The 16,626-nt window shown below is 40.0% G+C and carries 18 protein-coding genes; 11 read left to right on the forward strand and 7 right to left on the reverse strand.

Going from position 1 to position 16,626, the window contains the following annotated elements; translation table 11 throughout:
• Window positions 1-349: 349 nt before the first annotated feature.
• The 6 genes from H6614_08855 to H6614_08880 all read right to left on the reverse strand — a co-directional run bounded on the left by H6614_08855 (window position 350) and on the right by H6614_08880 (window position 6,201).
• On the reverse strand, window positions 350-583 hold the full coding sequence (locus tag H6614_08855; protein MCB9243769.1) for a hypothetical protein: 234 nt from the start codon (window positions 581-583) through the stop codon (window positions 350-352).
• Between the two features lie 336 nt (window positions 584-919).
• Window positions 920-1,315, reverse strand: a complete 396-nt coding sequence (locus H6614_08860; protein MCB9243770.1) for a hypothetical protein — start codon at window positions 1,313-1,315, stop codon at window positions 920-922.
• Window positions 1,316-1,319: 4 nt separating this feature from the next.
• Window positions 1,320-1,847 (reverse strand): hypothetical protein, encoded by a 528-nt coding sequence (locus H6614_08865; protein ID MCB9243771.1) that lies wholly within the window; start codon window positions 1,845-1,847, stop codon window positions 1,320-1,322.
• On the reverse strand, window positions 1,834-2,424 hold the full coding sequence (locus tag H6614_08870) for a hypothetical protein (GenBank protein ID MCB9243772.1): 591 nt from the start codon (window positions 2,422-2,424) through the stop codon (window positions 1,834-1,836). Before H6614_08870 ends, H6614_08865 begins: the two co-directional genes overlap by 14 nt.
• A 393-nt stretch (window positions 2,425-2,817) precedes the next feature.
• Window positions 2,818-3,159, reverse strand: a complete 342-nt coding sequence (locus tag H6614_08875) for a hypothetical protein (GenBank protein MCB9243773.1) — start codon at window positions 3,157-3,159, stop codon at window positions 2,818-2,820.
• Between the two features lie 135 nt (window positions 3,160-3,294).
• Entirely contained in the window at window positions 3,295-6,201 is a 2,907-nt protein-coding gene (locus tag H6614_08880; protein ID MCB9243774.1) for a S8 family peptidase, read from the reverse strand.
• 364 nt (window positions 6,202-6,565) lie between these two features.
• Between H6614_08880 and H6614_08885 the strand changes: the two genes are divergently transcribed.
• From H6614_08885 to H6614_08935, 11 genes are all read left to right on the forward strand, one after another.
• The gene (locus H6614_08885; protein ID MCB9243775.1) at window positions 6,566-7,003 is read left to right on the forward strand and encodes an Lrp/AsnC family transcriptional regulator; all 438 of its coding nucleotides are present in this window, start codon (window positions 6,566-6,568) and stop codon (window positions 7,001-7,003) included.
• Between the two features lie 13 nt (window positions 7,004-7,016).
• A complete protein-coding gene (gene glnA / locus H6614_08890) occupies window positions 7,017-8,468 on the forward strand; it encodes a type I glutamate--ammonia ligase (protein MCB9243776.1) in 1,452 nt (483 codons plus the stop codon).
• Between the two features lie 147 nt (window positions 8,469-8,615).
• Window positions 8,616-9,557, forward strand: coding sequence for a DUF4349 domain-containing protein (locus H6614_08895; GenBank protein ID MCB9243777.1), 942 nt, complete (start codon window positions 8,616-8,618; stop codon window positions 9,555-9,557).
• A gap of 111 nt (window positions 9,558-9,668) precedes the next feature.
• Window positions 9,669-10,214, forward strand: a complete 546-nt coding sequence (locus tag H6614_08900; protein ID MCB9243778.1) for an RNA polymerase sigma factor — start codon at window positions 9,669-9,671, stop codon at window positions 10,212-10,214.
• Window positions 10,215-10,262: 48 nt separating this feature from the next.
• Window positions 10,263-10,592: a hypothetical protein gene (locus H6614_08905; GenBank protein MCB9243779.1), complete on the forward strand. Its 330-nt coding sequence runs from the start codon at window positions 10,263-10,265 to the stop codon at window positions 10,590-10,592.
• 10 nt (window positions 10,593-10,602) lie between these two features.
• Window positions 10,603-11,139 (forward strand): periplasmic heavy metal sensor, encoded by a 537-nt coding sequence (locus H6614_08910; protein MCB9243780.1) that lies wholly within the window; start codon window positions 10,603-10,605, stop codon window positions 11,137-11,139.
• A gap of 40 nt (window positions 11,140-11,179) precedes the next feature.
• The gene (locus H6614_08915; GenBank protein MCB9243781.1) at window positions 11,180-12,148 is read left to right on the forward strand and encodes a T9SS type A sorting domain-containing protein; all 969 of its coding nucleotides are present in this window, start codon (window positions 11,180-11,182) and stop codon (window positions 12,146-12,148) included.
• A 22-nt stretch (window positions 12,149-12,170) separates the two neighbouring features.
• Window positions 12,171-12,926: a hypothetical protein gene (locus H6614_08920; GenBank protein MCB9243782.1), complete on the forward strand. Its 756-nt coding sequence runs from the start codon at window positions 12,171-12,173 to the stop codon at window positions 12,924-12,926.
• A 120-nt stretch (window positions 12,927-13,046) separates the two neighbouring features.
• Entirely contained in the window at window positions 13,047-14,129 is a 1,083-nt protein-coding gene (locus H6614_08925; GenBank protein ID MCB9243783.1) for a PA0069 family radical SAM protein, read from the forward strand.
• A 43-nt stretch (window positions 14,130-14,172) separates the two neighbouring features.
• Window positions 14,173-14,574, forward strand: coding sequence for an ATP-binding protein (locus tag H6614_08930; GenBank protein MCB9243784.1), 402 nt, complete (start codon window positions 14,173-14,175; stop codon window positions 14,572-14,574).
• 13 nt (window positions 14,575-14,587) lie between these two features.
• Complete coding sequence (locus tag H6614_08935) at window positions 14,588-15,865, forward strand: MFS transporter (GenBank protein ID MCB9243785.1); 1,278 nt, start codon at window positions 14,588-14,590, stop codon at window positions 15,863-15,865.
• Between the two features lie 28 nt (window positions 15,866-15,893).
• On the opposite strand, the gene H6614_08940 is transcribed toward H6614_08935, so the two are convergent.
• Window positions 15,894-16,622: a hypothetical protein gene (locus H6614_08940; GenBank protein MCB9243786.1), complete on the reverse strand. Its 729-nt coding sequence runs from the start codon at window positions 16,620-16,622 to the stop codon at window positions 15,894-15,896.
• Window positions 16,623-16,626: the final 4 nt, after the last annotated feature.

The raw sequence follows: 16,626 nt of genomic DNA on the forward strand, positions 1-16,626 counted from the left end.
TTTCACCACTCGGATAATTATACGTAACTTCTTCATTCTTCTATTTGGGAGCCGATCAAGGCGCGCTCCGAGCAAACGCCGATGACAGACTTACCTTGTAGTTCGATCAGGTACATCTTCCTAGCAGAGGTTCGATCTTGAGTTTTATGAATCCCCGCCCGACAAGGCCGGGTCGCAGACTTTTGCGGGGACAGGTAAATCCAATTGCGAAATGTCATAAAATGACTTTTTACAGCTTCTCCAGCTGCTCCGCGGGTGGTTCGATCTTATTGTCCGAATCCCGCTTTCGCGAGGTTCGATTGACTGGGTAATATAACGCGCGGAAGAGGAGGAAACAAATGAGAAAGGGTTAGATGCGTATATATACTTTTTTTGTGTTCAGTCTTTTTGCGGCTTCGGGCGTTTTTGCGCCTGACGGCGTGTACTTTTGTCTTGCCACAAAAGTACCAAAAAGGCACGGCATAGGCGTAAATTCGCCTAACAATCCTGTGTTTCGCTTTTGAGTTGCGCCTTCCTGCGCCTTCGGGGTTTTGCGCCTGACGGCGAGTTCTTTTGCCTTGATGCAAAAGAACCAAAAGATCAAGGCTAAGGCGTAAATTCGCCTAACAATTCCTGCGTTTTTTGCTCGGGGAAATAAACTCGCCACGGGGTGTGTGATTTAATATTGAACTTCGCGAAGGCTCGGACCACCGCTAAAGAGGGGCAGGCAGTATTTCCCCGTCCCCGATGTGCATCGGGGAGCGCAAAAAGCCTCGGAATTTTACTTCCGTTTCACTTCAGCCGGCGATTTCCGCATTGCCGGGTTATACCAAGGCGCTATAGGTCAATAGCTTGCGTCTAAGATTTGCAGAGGTTCGACTAATTTAAGAAAATCAGTAGGGATACAAAAGAAGAAAGGGCTAGATAATTAGAAATACTATTAATTCAGAAATCTACGAAAAGGTATGGAAATAATTCCATAAAGATAACTAGGGCATTTGGCTTTGAAAATAGAATGCGTTGAGGAGAAATTTGATTCCTTATCAAATTTTATTTTATCAGCTGAATAAAACTCTAAAACCTCTCCATGTATTTCGTCGTCTAAATCGAGATTTGACAGAATATTTAACTTACATTTTTTTGGATTTAACTCCTTAGTGATCGTTGCAATAGACTGGATGCTACATTTGTATTTATAAAATCTTTCGATTTTTACTTTACTATCCTCTTCACATAAAATCCTTTTTTCAATTATTCCTTGGGCAAATTTCCTTCTTGTATTTAAAGTAGATTTCTCTGCTTCTATACAATCACCTAGTTTTACAAATCTTGCCAATATTTTATGGATTTAATTGACTATTTGATTCACGAGAAATTTGATGAATCATAGAATTAGGGTCTAGCGAGAATAACTCTGCGGCTTCATTTACAGTAAAATCTTTGATGTTGGGGTCAATATTGTGAAGAAAAAATTCTATAATATCAAAATCATCATTATCATTGATTGGATTTAGTGGAATTACATATTTATCACTATTCAACTCAATTTCCTTATCAAACTCCTCATCGGAAATTTCTTCCTGCAGTAAGCTTTGATTTAATTCTAAAAAATTTATTTGTCTTAATAAATTATTTACCGCTGTAAAGCAGAGAGCTTCTCTTCTTTGCATGTAGTCCCCCCAAAAGTTGAACTTTGGTACAATATCGTCAGCTTCGTAGATTCTAACCATATATTTATGGGACATGTCCGACGGATCAACTTGCCCCATTTGGAAATACTTATAGGGGCCATTAGAATCATTCTTTATGGTATGATAACTATCTATTTCTGAGAATCCCTGTAAATTGTTTTTATTATTCTTTGCCATTTAGTAATTTTATTGATTCCTTTAAATTATAAACCAAAATGTCATCCTTAAGATTTTTGTAATTATTATATTGAAAAACAAAAATAACCTTAAATTTTTCATCTTTTTCTTTTGAAACTAAGATATCCAAATTATAATCATCACTCTTCTTATTTAATCTATATTTATCTATTATAAAATCATTAATTAGCTTTCCTGAGCTATCAGTAATAAATTTTGAAAATTTATCGTCTTTGTCAAGCAAAAAAGAAATATCAAAATCTAAGGACTCGATTGGAGTATGTGGAAGTAATTTTAATATCTTGAGCATCAATTTAGTTCCAATGATCATCGAATCTTCCTTAAATTCCTTCGTATCTTCGTCAGGCTCAATTTGTATAATCATCTTATCATCTTTCGGAAAGAAGACAATATCATCAACTTTAAAACCGATTTCTCGTTCTTCAAAATTAAAAAGAACTATAATTTGCTTTCTATCTTCAAATAGATTATTAATAATCCACTCAGGCTGAAACAGTTTAGTATTCCACTTTCCAAGAACCTTAATAGAGATATTATCTATGGGCTTTTGAGCCATGGAAATTATAGATTAGACTTTAAATTCGTGTAAGGAGATATTGGTACTAATTTGACCAAATCTTTAATCATGGAATGTATTTTAAAAGAAAAGTTACTAAAACTAATATTCTTGCTTTTAATTTTCAAGATAATACTTTGGATATAAGATTAATCAAATTATTGTATTTTCAATAGATAGGTATTTTTTTAAATAGTTAATATACGTGCTTAACTTAAAAAAGTTATTGTCTATTTTTTATGTCCAATAAAGCCATAAAAATATGTGATTCAAAATAGGAGCATATAATTGAGAAATCAAGGACAGTAGGGTTAGATACGTATATATACTTTTTTTATAGTTATAAATTACTGAAAGGTACAAAATCGAAATAACATTGAGACAATGAGAAAATTAGGTTTTTTGTGCTTCCCTTTCTTTCTTCCTTTTCATAAAATTCATGACGTAAAATATAACACTGACGAAGCTCATGGCGCACATTGCGATGGCGTAGGGACTGCCTGTGCGTATGATAGGAACTATGAGCGCGATGGCTACCAACAGCGTAAGCACCACGCCTATATGAGCGGGGACGTGTTTTTCCTTCCTGGTTGGGAATGAGAGGAAGAATAATATTATACCGACTACAGGGGCGATGAGTGCGGTCCAGCTTTTTACATTGCTGTCGAAGTATGATATGAAACCTAAAAGAATGAGTACGACAGAATTGAAAAGCATTACTGTGCCGTTGTTCATGTTTACTCCATTTATTTACCGGATGATGTAAAAATAAAAGATAACTGTTTGAGTTTCTATGTAAATCAGACAAATAAAAAAAAGCCCGCTACTGAATAACGGGCTTTTTTAAGAAGAATTAAATATTAACCAGTATTATTTAACCAGTAGCATCTTTTTCGTTTGAACGAAGCCGTTTGTTTCAAGGCGGTAGAAGTACATTCCGCTCGAGAGTCCGGCACCGTCGAAGTTATATTCGAACGTACCGGCGTTCAGCTCTTCATTAACAAGGTCAGTGACCCTTCTGCCGAGGATGTCATACACGGACAGCTTAACGAAATCCTTTTTAGGCAGAGCAAAAGTTATCTTAGTCGAAGGGTTGAACGGATTCGGATAATTCTGCATAAGCTGGTATTTGTCCGGTATCTGCTGAGAGATCTGGTTTACACCGACAGAATTCCACATCGTTTTTGCCCTTGTCGTATTGGCAACGAGGTCGCTGTAATCGTTTCCTTTTACGACAGCGAACCCGACAATGACCGTTTCACCCGCAGGAATACTGACCGGACCGGCTGAGATAATGAATGCGTTTGGTCCGGGACTGGTGGACAGGTTATTCAGCCCGTTCGAGAGAGCGTCCCATTTTTCTTGTGGAGTGAACCCGTCGAACATCACGGTCGCGCTAAAGGTCTTATAGTTTATGCTTTGATCCGAGAGCAATGCCGTCGCAAAATACGGATTAGGATTCGAGTTAGAATAAGTATAAGCCATCCTATTTGCAGTATCGCCTACGCAGACGTTTGTCGAGAAGGCGCCGTTTGGAGAATAGAATGACATGATACCAATGTGCACGTTGCTAAGGGCAGTGACGTTATCATTTTTTATCTTATAGCGCAGGATAACAAAGTTGCTGTCCTGTGAAGTCGAGTTGAACACGTAACTTCTCGCATCGACCGTAACGCCGATCTTGTTCGACCCAGCGCCGTCATCATTGAATAGTCCTAACCCGTCCTGAGCTGAGAGAGAGCCCGGTGTCGTGAGTGTGTAAGTTTCCAAAGCGACGAAATCCGAATCGGCAACGTTTGCAGGCGCCGACTCCCTGCGAGTCATGTCGGATACCTGTGTATTGCTGATACCGATCATAAGACCGCTTTCGTATATCTGGTTAGTGTTTCCGCTTCCGAGGAATAAACCGGAGCCATACGCTTCGGGTTTTTTTCCTATCGCCCCGTCTTTTGTGAGACACAGCTTCATGAGATTTTGATCATGCACAACAAATCCTTTTCTGAAAGTGATATTGACGGTTTGAGTAGCTTCATCTACGTAAGCGTTTTGATTAGCTGTGACCTTGAAAGACGCTGTATAATCGAACGGACAATTTGGCTTTGCTTTTACAACAAATCCTCCGCTGTAACCGGACGTGTATGTTCCGTAAGCGGTGACATTGCCGAGATAAATGGAGTCATTTACAATTTCGACATTTGGATCGGAGGTCGTCAATCTGAGAGAGATATTAGAACCGGCAAGCCAGGTGTTTTTAATTTCAAGCTTAAGGGCAACTTCTTCATTAGTTTCGAAGGTGCCGTTTCCATTTCCGAGGAGTGAATCCGACGCTGATGAACTTTGTAAGGTAAATATCGGGTTGTCGTAAACCGCTTTGAAGGCGTTCACTCTGCCCGTACCCAATCCGCCTATATATGAAGAATTGGCAGGAATATTGTATATGCTGTCGACTGACTCGAGCAGTCTGTCATAAACCTGCTGTTGTGTCCAGCCGGGATTTTTAGACCATATTAGAGCGACAACACCCGCCGTTACAGGCGAAGACATAGAAGTACCGCTGAAAATCGCGTAGGTATTATTCCATACCGTGCTGAGTATAGCGTCACCGGGTCCAGTAATATCAACTGTCGAGTGCCAGTTAGAGAAGCTGGCTTTTATGTCGGAAGAATTCGAAGCCGCAACTGAAACCGTATTGTTGCAAGACGCCGGGTACCTGGGTATATTCGAGCCTTCGTTTCCGGCTGAAGCGCAAACGATAGTGCCGTTTGCCCATGCGTTGTTAATTACGGTCTGCTGGAGCGAGCTGAATGACGAACTTCCAAAGCTACAGTTAATAACTTTCGCGCCGTTTTGGTAGCAGTAAACTATTCCATCATTTGAATTATAAATAAGTGAAGTACCGCCGGCTCCGGAAAAATCGTCATCGTCACCGTGCTTGCTAATCATGAGCTTGCATTTGAAACCTATACCGGCTCCATGCACGCCATTATCCGTGACCTGTGATGCATCACCCGAAACGTGGGATCCGTGATCGCAATTGCTTCCGTATATCTGCGGGTCATTGTCAGGACCGGAGCCGGTACCGATAAAGTCCCATCCGATCCAGTCATCTATGTACCCGTTTGCGTCATCATCGGTGCCATTGCCCGGAATTTCGTCCAGGTTCTTCCAGATATTGGCTTGCAGATCGGGATGATCCAGATCGCTTCCACTATCAACAATACCTATGATCACGTTAGTGTCGCCCTGGCAAAAATCCCATGCCTGGTACGACCTTATTTTAGGGATGTGCCATTGTGAATTTACACTCGGGTCATTTGGGATATAGTCAGCCTCGTATACAAAGTCCGGTTCTGCCCATTGGAGCTGGTCGCCATATTGAGCCATAATCATTTCGGACAGTTCGAACGGGTCTATATCTCGCTCGTATTTAATTTCGAATATCTTTGCAAGTTCTTCATCGCCGATCTTTCTCGCAGAGCGTTCGGGCTTGAGCGGATAACGTTGTTTTACAGAGGTAATATCGAACCCGTTAAGGAAATTATCTATATTGTCTACTCCGAGCTTGCGGGATGAAAAATTATTTACAGCACTTTTGAACATAACGTTGATGGTTCCTTTTTCGTAAAGAGCGTTATCACTTAATCTCTTCACTACTTTTTCGTTTACCATTACGTGAGTGCTTTGATTGACTGCCGGGCTTCTAAAACTGAAGAGGACAACCGGCAATACACATACCATGAGAATGGCTAAATATTGTTTTATATGTTTCGATTTCATAGAAAGTGGTTATGATTATTAATATACAGGATAGCCAGCTTTTGAGAATTATTTGGGCACAGCAATCCCCGTGAAAATTAATAGACTTTAATTCTCCCCTTATCTTGCACAAAAAACAGAATAGTTGAAATTTCTCCTTAGGTGAATAATATATTGAATATATAAAGTTTTGTAAAGAATAAACCGAATCACTCAGTAAACCTAAAAGTGAATATAAAGGAAATTTTGCAAAAGTCCTTTATATTACGTTGACATTTAAATCTATTTGCCTTAATTTATAAGGCAAATCACACAAAATACCTTAAAAATTAAGGCTCAAGAAAATACAGAGGAAATCAAGCTCGATGCAATAGATTACAGCATTATGACCGAGCTCCAAAAGGATGCCCATATAAAAAAGAATGTTCTTGCAGAGATAGTAGGTCTGTCACTTCCCTCCACAAACGACAGGATCCTGAGACTCGAATCACACGGTTACATCACTTCATATACGACAGTTCTCAACCATAAGAAACTTAAGTACGACATCACGTGCTTTATTTTTGTAAAGAGCGAATCATCGAAGCATTTTTCGAGCATCATACAGAATGCACTTAAAGAAAAAGAAGTGCTCGAATGTCATTCGGTGACCGGTGAGGGTTCACATATTTTAAAGATCCGTACGCAGAACACCACGACCCTGGAGAAGCTATTAGCCAGGATACAGGCATGGCCCGGTGTCACAGCAACGACATCCAGTATCGTTCTTTCAACTCACAAAGAAACAACGAATATTTACCTTAATAATAAAAACCAATCATAAAATCAAAAACCCTATGGCAAAAAAGAACCAAATCGATGCAGAAAAGGACAAATTGAAAGCCATCAATGACGTCTTTAAGCTGGCGAAAGAAAAGGAAGTAAAGATGGTGGACCTCCGCTTTACAGACTTGCCGGGACAATGGCAACATTTTTCAATTCCAATCGACAAGCTCGAGCAGGAGAGTTTCTATGAGGGATTCGGCTTTGACGGCTCCTCGATCAGAGGTTGGAAGTCAATCAACGAATCCGACATGCTTGTAATACCCGACCCGACCACTGCACATATAGATCCGTTCATTAAATCTACATCACTGGTCATGATCTGCGACATTACCGATTGTGATAAAAATCCTTATGATCATGATCCCCGGTATATTGCAAAGCAGGCGCAGAAGTATCTGGAATCTACCGGCATAGCAGACACGGCATACTTCGGACCGGAAGCAGAGTTTTTTATTCTCGACCACGTAGCATATAACGTGAATGAATACTCTAGCTGGTATAGGCTGGATTCAGTAGAGGGATTCTGGAATACCGGAAGTGAGAAGGAAGTAAACCTGGGTCACAAGATCAGACAGAAAGAGGGATACTTCCCGGTACCCCCGTCGGATTCAATGAATGACGTCAGGAACCTGATGGTTGATTACCTGATGGAAGTCGGAATGGACGTGGAGACTCAACACCACGAAGTTGCCACAGCAGGTCAGTCTGAAATTGATATTAAGTACGGCAAGATGCTGGATATGGTAGATCAGATGCAGTGGTTTAAATACATAATAAAGAACACGGCAAGGTTAGTCGGTAAGACAGCCACATTTATGCCAAAACCGATATTCGGTGATAATGGAAGCGGTATGCATACACACATTAGTCTTTGGAAGGGCGGAAAGCCTCTCTTTGCCGGGAATGAGTATGCAGGGCTTAGTGAGATGGGATTGTATTTTATTGGAGGTCTTTTAAAACATGCTTCTTCGATACTGGCATTTTCAAATCCGACGACAAATTCTTATAAGAGGCTGGTACCCGGTTACGAAGCTCCTGTTACGCTGGCATATTCGAAAGCAAACAGAAGCGCGGCAGTAAGAATACCAATGTATTCAAATAATCCAAAAGCAAAGAGAGTGGAATTCAGATGCCCGGACGGTACTGCAAACCCGTATCTTGCTTTTGCGGCAATGCTAATGGCTGGACTTGATGGTATTGAGAACAAGATACACCCGGGTGATCCGCTGGACAGAAATCTCTATGACATGCCGCTCGACGAATATATGAAGCTGAACCATGCACCTGAGACATTCCGCCTGGCGCTGTATAATCTGAAAAAAGACCATGGATTTTTGACTAAAGGCGGTGTATTTTCTGAAGAATTGATAGAGACGTATGTAAAATATAAAATAGAGAATGAGGTAAACCAGGTTCAGCTGAGACCTCATCCTTATGAATTCCATCTTTACTATGAAGTTTAATAGGAAGTGTAAGTAAACAAAGTACGCTGATTACCTTACACTTAGAAGCCTCTCTGCTTTATGCGGTGAGGCTTTCTTTTTTTAAGGAACATTTGCATTTTATATCAAGTATCAATCTTTAAGCGGTTAAAGAAAAACTTAATAGCCATGAAAAAAGCAAAGAATTTCAAAGCGGTGTTATTTCTTATTCTCGGATTTATAATACTGAATGGATGCATGGATAAATCCGGAAATAAGGATACGGAGAATCAGCCTCCGATGACATACAATACGGACGGTACATCGAACATGGATGTAGCCGGCGACAAGGAAAGGACGGTTTACAAAAAAACGAGCCTGACATCCGAAAATCAGCAGGATGAAACAGAGATACCTACACAACAACAGCAAAGGCTCATTATCCGAACGGGAACAATGAATCTTGAGGTCGAAACTTACGGTGAGGCGGAAACAAAGATCAATGATCTTGTGAAAAATTTGAACGGGTATACATCTGCCTCGAGCTCGAGCCTAAATGCGGCAGGGAAAAAACAGGGATCGATCACGATAAAAGTACCGGCAGAGAAATTTGACGAGCTGGTTGCAAAGCTAGGCGAGATAGGCACAATAGCTTCACAAAATATTTCATCGAATGATGTAACCGAAGAGTACATAGATCTCGAAGCGCGGTTAAAAACAGAGAGGGAGCTGGAGCAAAGATTGATATCGCTTCTCGATACTAAAGCAGGTTCGCTTTCCGATATAATCGAGATAGAAGGAAAGCTGGCTACAGTCAGGCAGAAAATTGAAAGCGTCGAGGGCAGGATGAAATTTCTCAGGACCCAGGCGGCATATTCCACACTTACAGTTTCTGTATTCGAGCCATCACTCCTCGATACATCATCGGGCGGAGGATTCTTTTACGAGATAGGACAGGCATTCAAGCAAGGTCTGGAAGGATTCACGGATGTATTGAAGGCAATTATTGTAGTTGCTATTGCTTTACTGCCGTTGCTGGTATTCCTGGCGATCGTAGTATACATTGTAATACGGATCATTAAGTGGTACTCGAAAAGAAAAGGTTCAAAAGCAGTTGTGAGCAAAGCATAAGAGTTTGGTTTATTCTCTCTACTTACCCGGTGTATGATATAATGATCTGCACCGGGTTTTTTATTTTAATAAGGATTTCTTTATCTTTACGAAAGTATCAACCTTACAGCCGTGAACAGGGATAAAGTAAAGGATATTAGTTTTAAGGAGATAGTCGATGATCATCAGAAGAAAGTCATCAATATCTGCTATCGTTTCACCTCTAACATACATGATGCAGAGGACATATCGCAGGAAGTTTTTATCGAAGTATATCATTCCCTGAATAAATTTAGATCTGAATCAAAACTTTCAACATGGATATATAGAATTGCTGTTAACAAATCGCTTGATTTTATAAAAAGTAAAAAACGTAAGAAGAGATTCTCATTCGGCAAACAGGCTGATGAGGAAGTATTAGCTAACATTCCCGCCAATGAGCCTGACCCGGCTACACTTTTCGATGATGACCTGCGGAGAAAGATCTTAAAGAAAGTATTGGGTGAACTTCCTGATAAACAAAGGATAGCTATAACATTAAACAAATTCGAGGGTATGAGCAATAGCGAGATTGCCGAGATATTAAAGGTTCAGGTGAATGCGGTAGATTCATTAATATTTAGGGCAAAACAAAATCTTCAAAAAAAGCTCTATAATTTTTATAGAAATTACAAATAATACAGTAAGTATTCTCAAAAAGATATCGTCTAATTAAATAGTAAGGAAATGAATAAAAAAGTTGAAAAAACTCGCTCAGTAGTAGATAGCGATGTGGATAGGACTCTCTTATTACTCGATGAACATCATGAGGAAATAGATGCAAGCCCTTATTTCTACACAAAGCTGATGGGGAGAATACAATCGGATGAATCCGAATCTATGTTTAAGTCCCTCAAAGGGGCGGTTATTCTCCCTGCTCTGCTTGTGTTGATATTGCTCTTTAACATCCTGACAATGGTTTACAGTTCGGACGAAGGAGAAGTCACCGAATCCGTTACCTCCCCAACTGATATAAGTATATTCCTTGAGCAGTATCATTTGACAAATAACAGATAAGGGGAAAGAAATGGAAAAGTACGTAAAAGTTAAGATCTTTTATTGGGTGGTGATAGTCCTAGCAGTTATTAACCTGGGCACATTGGCTATCATATGGTTTGATAAACCTCAAATGCCGGATTTTAGAGAAAAGCCTTTTAAAAACGGAGGTCCCCCTCCCGGTCATAATCTGACGGATTTCTTTAAAGAAAGGCTTGACTGGAGTGATGAACAGGCGCAGAAGTTCAAGCCGCTAACGGAAGCATACGAGAGAGAATCATCGATATTATTTGACAGCATAAGACAGGTAAGGAAGCAGATGTTTGATGAAATATTTACTGATGGTAGTAAGAGAGACTCACTTATAAATAAAATAACAGAATTACAAAGAAGGATAGATATACAAAGATATAATCACTTTAAAGATATATCGGATATATGTACACCTGAACAGAAAGAAAAGTTTAAGGATGTAATAAATGAAGTCTTTGTGCCAATGAGAACACCTGAATCTGATGATAGAGGACCCCGGAAGGGACCTCCAGGTGGGATGCCGCCCCCGAAGTAATTTATCCGGCATTCATTTTATAAATAAATAATACCTAAAAATGAAAAGACGAGATCTTTTAAAAGGACTGGGCTTAGTTGGACTTGGGACAATGCTTCCTCTTGTTAACACTGAAAAAGCCATTAGTAAAGCGATGAATGCTATGGGGAAAACAGGTGCCGTTGATACTTGCTGGCTCACACCGGCGTTGACGGAGGGTCCTTATTATATTAACCCAAACCTATTCAGGCAAGATATAACCGAGGGCAGACCGGGTATGCCACTTCACATGAAGATAAACGTGATCAATTACAATTGTGATCCAGTATCAGGAGTGTTGGTCGATGTGTGGCATGCCGATAAAGACGGTAACTACTCGGGATTTAACGGTTTTGTAGGGCAGACTTTTATGAGAGGTATACAGCCTACTAACTCGCAAGGTCTGGCAGAGTTCGATACAGTATACCCGGGATGGTACCAGGGAAGAGCAACGCACATTCACTTCAAGGTAAGGCTTACCGCATCGACATATGTAACATCCCAGTTCTGTTTCCCGGATGAAACAAACAACACGGTATATGCTACGCCGGAATATGTTGGGAGAGGTCCTAACCCGACGACAAACGCGGCAGACAGCATCTTCCACGAAGCGCTTCCTCAATACTTAGTGATGACAGCGACACCAAATGGCAATGGCGGATACGACGGTGAATATACAATCGGGATAGATTCTCCGACCTCGATAGGCGATCCGGAAGTTCAGCCTAATGAATTTGCATTAAAGCAAAACTATCCAAACCCATTCAATCCATCAACGGTGATCCCATACCAGATTGCGCAAAACAGTGACGTACAGCTTATTATTTACAATACAATGGGACAGAAGGTGAGGACACTTGTTAATCAGAGGCAGAATGCCGGTTCTTACGAGATAAAATTCAATGCGAACGGATTGAGCAGCGGATATTATTTTTATAAGCTGATCGCAGGAGGTTTTGTGCAAACGAAAGAAATGCTCCTAATTAAATGAGTAATAGATGCACAATTATAAGATGGAAGAACTAACTACAAAAGATAATGATGTGCTCTGGTTAATACCCGAGGATGAAGAAGAACCATATTTTTTTAACTCCGATATTATTAGAAGTAATATAAAGGAAAACAAAAAAGGTTTTCCCCTGAGACTGGAATTGAAAGTAATAGATATTGATGGGAAGCCATTTAAAAATGCATTTGTTGAGATTTGGCATGCCGATGAAGAGGGTGAGATATCAGGTACAGGAGATGCTATAGGTGAGACATTTTTTAGAGGCATCCAGCTGACGGGTGATGACGGCATGGTTATATTTGAAACATTATATCCGGGGGTGGTCTCTGAAGGTGAAGCTCCATATATGAATGTTATAGTGAGGATGAATATGAAATTTTTTGTTGCTACAAAATTATATCTTCCTGAGTCTATTAGTGACAATGATTTCAGCAACCAATCGTATACGATTGGTATAGGTAACAGCGATGAATATAACATGGAATTAGATGAGCCTGAGAATTTTACAATATTTGAAATAGACCCTAATCCATTTAAAAGTTTTATAAATATTTCATATCAGTTAAGATCTGACGGAAATGTGAAGGTACAGATATTCAATTCAATGAACGAGGAGATCGAAACGATATTCGAGGGCCATCAATTGGAAGGAATCTACAGCATAGGATATAACTTAACGAAGCTCCTGCCGGGTTTCTATACAGTAAAGCTAACCCTTAATAATGAAACAGGCGCAAAAGAGGTAGTAGTATTAAAGTAGAGTGTAGTAATTTATTTCCCCCTATGTAAACCCCAGTCGATTAGTAGAGTGGGGTTTTTTATTAACTTATATACCATAAAAAATTATGGTATATAAGAATTATTTTATGTATCTTTTTTTATGAAAGAATATTCAGTACATCCAAATAAAATAAAAGGAAGAGGGACGGCATTAAACCCGCAAAACAGATTCGAGAAATTATATATAGAGGCGGATCTTGAAGCTGATGAGTATTTCGATAAGGAAGAGCGCATAACCAAGACTGTATATTTTCGTGACAACACAAAGAGAATGATAAATAAAGTCGAGAGCCCGGATCTGGGGATGATGTTTAGCATGAATCCATATCGAGGATGTGAGCATGGATGCATTTATTGCTATGCGAGACCCACACATGAATATCTTGGTTTCAACAGTGGGCTTGACTTTGAAACTAAGATAATGGTCAAGCCTGACGCTCCGGAACTGCTTCACAACGAACTTAATAAAAAAACATGGGTAGCGAACGCGGTTGGAATGTCAGGAGATACGGATTGCTACCAGCCCGGCGAAAGGAGGTTCAGGATAACGAGAGGGTGTTTGGAAGTTTTTCTTAAGTTCAGAAATCCGGTTTACATCATCACAAAGAATGCGCTTGTGCAAAGAGATATAGACCTTTTAAAAGAGTTAGCCACTATGAACCTCTCACACGTTGTGGTTTCGATAACGAGTCTGAAACCGGAGATAACAACAGTAATGGAGCCAAGAACAGCCAGACCGCAAAGAAGACTGGATACGGTGAGCAGATTAAGAGATAACGGTATACCTGTTTCTGTTAATGTTGCGCCGATAATACCCGGATTAACGGATGAGGAAGTTCCTTCCATACTAAAGGCAGCTAAGGAAGCGGGGGCTTTAACAGCGGCAATGACGTTAGTGAGATTGCCATGGCAGAATAAGGAGTTGTTTATAGATTGGGCGAGAAGGGAATTTCCTGACAGGGCAGACAAGATATTGAACCGCATAACAGATATTCACGGAGGGAAGTTATATAATAGTGAATATTTTAAAAGATTTTCGGGACAGGGTAAATGGGCTGAAACAATAAAGAAAATATTCCGTCTTAATAGAGCTAAATACGGACTGGACAGGGATGTGCCTGCCCTTTCGAGGGAGCATTACAGGAAGGTTAAAGACCAGAAACAATTCGGGATGTTCGGATAGATTTTCGGTGTTAAAACTTCCCGTCTAATTGCTATATTTACTCATGTCTTTAACCGTTTATATCAATTCATTTTCATACATAAAATCGCAGATCCCGCCTGATACAACTGGAAACGGAGGCGGTTTCGTGTTCGACTGCAGGTTTATTAATAACCCGGGAAGGCAAGAGGAGTTCAAATTAAAAACCGGTCTCGAAGAAGATGTCATTAAGTTTATTCAGACGCAGACAGAAATGGATAAATTCCTCGAAAGTGTGTATGAGATGATCGATCCGGCAATCGAGAATTATATGGAGCGGGATTTTACAAGTTTATTGGTAAGTTTCGGATGCACGGGAGGTCAGCACAGATCAGTTTACGCGGCGGAGAGGCTTAGGGAACACATAAATTCAAAATATCCAAACGTAAAAACAGAATTAAAGCATATAGAATTAGAAAAAATGTAAATATGTAAATAACTTGAGCGCATCTCAGACCCTCAAATTTAACCGACCCCGCTTAGAGAAATACACATTTCGTCTACATCTTATATCGCAGATCTTAAACGGCATTTCCTTCGGTACATTCCTGCTGATGGATGTCATTTTAAAGAAGTCACTCGGAGGAAGCGACTTCCAGGTAACCGTATTGATCTTTCTGACGAGTACGGCTTTCCTGTTTTCTATATATGGCGCTGAGCTCATCAACCGTGTTCATAATCAACAGCGTACAATCTTATGGCTGGGATTCGCGAGCAAGTTCTTTTTGTTCATCATACCTCTATATGAAACACCTAATTATTTCATTTTCTGTATAGCCGTCATGAGTTTCATAGACTCGATGATAAAACCTGTGTGGAACGTTGTTATCAAACATAATTATTCCCCGGAAAAAAGAAGTTCGCTTTATTCTTACGCCTCGAGCCTTTACACACTTGCTTTACTGATCACTACTACCTCACTTGGCTTTCTGCTTGATATAAATTATGAGGTGTATAAAATATTTTATCCTCTTGCGGGTGTAGTGGATATGATTGCGTTTTACAATCTTGCGAAGCTCATAAAGCTAGACAATGAGATCGAACCCAAAAACCGCGTACGCCTGGCTCTGAATTTCTCCGTCAAACTGGTTAAAGATATAATAATCCTACCCATAAGGAACATGCTGAGGATATTTAACCAGAGTAAAGGTTTCCTTAGATTTGAAATATATTTCTTTCTTTACGGTATGGCCTTTATGATGATACAGGCCGTCCTGCCGATATTCCTGGTAGAAGACCTTGCACTCGATTATACACCCATTTCACTGGCGAAAGGATTCATGGTACACTCCGCGATAGTATTGTTCACTCCACTAATGGGTAAACTCATGGGTTCGAGAAATCCGGCTAAGTTTACAGGCGTATCGTTTATGACACTCGTACTTTTTCCTATTTTACTACTGATTATAAAGTATTTCCACCTGATTCATATCAGGGAGGATATATTGTTGTATGTAACGTTCTTTATTTTTGGAATTAGTATGAGTGGAGTAACGCTTTCCTGGAATCTCGGTTCTATATATTATGCTCCGCATTCGGAGGTGTCTAATTACCAGGCTGTTCACATTACTTTGACAGGCTTAAGAGGATTATTCAGTCCATTCCTTGGCTATCTTATATTAAAGCTTATTTCTATAGAGGCAACATTCATTTTCGCAGCGTTACTTTTCTTTTCAGGAGGTGTACTAATGGTAAGTGAATCAAGAAAAGGGAAATAAAAAAAGCCCCTTTCGGGGCTTACTAAAATTAATATTCAAAACTCTTGAATTTTTCCCACTGCTTCTTTGCATAATCGAGGAATGATTCCGGCGCGTCATCGAATGCCTTGTCGACCTTATAATCTCCGCCAATACCCGTTAAAAGAGTATATCCTCTAAGAGCATATTTATTTTTCCCTTCATGCATCATAAGCTTTAGATCGTCCGGGCTTACGTCGCTCTTACATGAGAGGTTGTACATAAATGTACTTTCAGCAATCCCATTATTATCCAGGTCGGTAACTGTCAGTGATTCCGGGATGTATGAAAGTGTAAGATCAAATTCACAGTCTTTGACGAAATCCTGTATCTTCCACAGCTCTTCGCCATCCGAACCGTCCATTATAAAATGATATCCGTATAATTCCTTAGAAAGTTCTGTCCCATTCTGCCCCTCTTTCTCGTTCACTTTAGTCTCGCTAATAATAATGAGGTTTTCACCATTAGCATCTTCCCATTCAGCTGCCGCGACCGGGCTACCTTTGTATTTATCAAATCCGGACGGAATAAGATTCGTACCAAATTTAAGATCTTTTATTCCGTCAGTTTTGCCGGTTTCTCCCTCATTTCCGGAAGCAGTATTCGACGAATTATCAGAGGTTTCTTCGGTCGTATTATTATCCTTGGTCTTTTCGATTGGTTCTTCTTTTTTGTCCAGACAGGCTGTGAATAGCACTGTCAAAGCGAATATTATAATCAAAGAGAAAATTTTCCTCATAAAG

The sequence above is a fragment of the Ignavibacteriales bacterium genome (assembly GCA_020635255.1).
GTDB lineage: Bacteria > Bacteroidota > Ignavibacteria > Tepidaquicellales > Tepidaquicellaceae > JAEYVS01.